This window comes from Micrococcus sp. LASM2_SD2 (genome assembly GCF_057364565.1).
The window spans coordinates 1-1,272 of sequence record NZ_JBNFOB010000385.1; the positions used below are offsets into that span (position 1 = coordinate 1).

The 1,272-nt window shown below is 73.7% G+C and carries 1 pseudogene; it reads left to right on the top strand.

Annotated features, from left to right (window positions below):
- Positions 1–54: 54 nt before the first annotated feature.
- Positions 55–1,089: pseudogene (locus AC2W7A_RS12575) on the top strand (adenylate/guanylate cyclase domain-containing protein); the annotation flags it as partial.
- Between the last annotated feature and the right edge of the window lie 183 nt (positions 1,090–1,272).

The window sequence follows — 1,272 nt, forward strand, 5'->3', positions numbered from 1 at the left end:
CGATGACCGAGCAGAGCCCGCGCGGGCGCGACGCGCTCCCGCAGAACCCCCGGCTGGACCACGGCCATGCGCACCCTGGACGCCGGCCTCGTGGTGGGCCCGCGCACCTTCACCCGCGAGGAGGCGGCCGAACGCCTGGGGGTGCCCGCCGAGTCCGCCCGCCGCATCTGGCAGTCCCTCGGCTTCTCCCATGTGCCGGAGGGGGAGAAGGTCTTCACGTCTGCGGACCTGGAGTCCTTCGAGGTCATCCTCTCCCTGATCCGCCGGGGCGTGCTCACCGAGGCCACGGCCGGCTCCCTGGCCCGCTCGATCGGCCAGATGACGGACCGGATGGTGGTCTGGCAGATCGAGGCCCTCGTGGAGGACCGGGTGGCCGCCGGCAAGTCCGACCCGGAGGCCCGGCGCGAGGTGGTGGACCTGCTCCCGGAGCTGATCACCCCGCTGGAGGAGGTCATGCAGACCGTCTACCGGCGCCAGCTCAACAACGCCGTCCAGCGCCTCACCGTCAACGTGGAGGCCGGGCTGGCCGCCTCCGAGCGCGGCCGGGACGGCTCCGAGGACGACGCCCCGCTGCCGCTGGCCCGCGCCGTCGGCTTCGCGGACATGGTCTCCTACACCTCCATGTCCCGCACCATGGACGAGCGGACCCTGGCCCGCATGGTCCAGCGCTTCGAGGCGAAGGCCGCGGAGATCATCACCGCCGAGGGCGGCTGGCTGGTCAAGACCATCGGGGACGAGGTCCTGTTCAACGCCGAGACCCCGGAGGTCGGCGCCCGCATCGCCCTGCACCTGGCCCGGGCGATGTCCGAGGACCCGGTGCTCCCCGCGGCCCGTGTGGCCCTGACCTGGGGCCGCGTGCTCTCCCGCCTCGGGGACATCTACGGGCCCACCGTGAACCTGGCCGCCCGGCTCACCGTGCTGGCGGACCCCGGCACCGTGCTGGTGGACTCCCTCACGGCGGCCGCCCTGGCCCAGGACGACCGCTTCGTGCTGGTCCCGCAGCCTCCGCAGATCGTGCGCGGGTTCGGCGAGATCCGCCCCTCCATGCTGCTGGCCGCCTCGGCCGACGCCCTGGACTTCGACCGATGAGGATGCATGACCGACACCACTGACACCAGGTCCCTGCCGCAGCCGCTCGTGGCGGCCCGCACGGACGTCGGCGCCGTCCGCGAGCTCAACGAGGACTCCTACGCCGTGCTCACCGAGCCGCTGCTGCTGGCCGCGGTGGCGGACGGCATGGGCGGGCACGCCGCCGGCGAGGTCGCCTCCGCC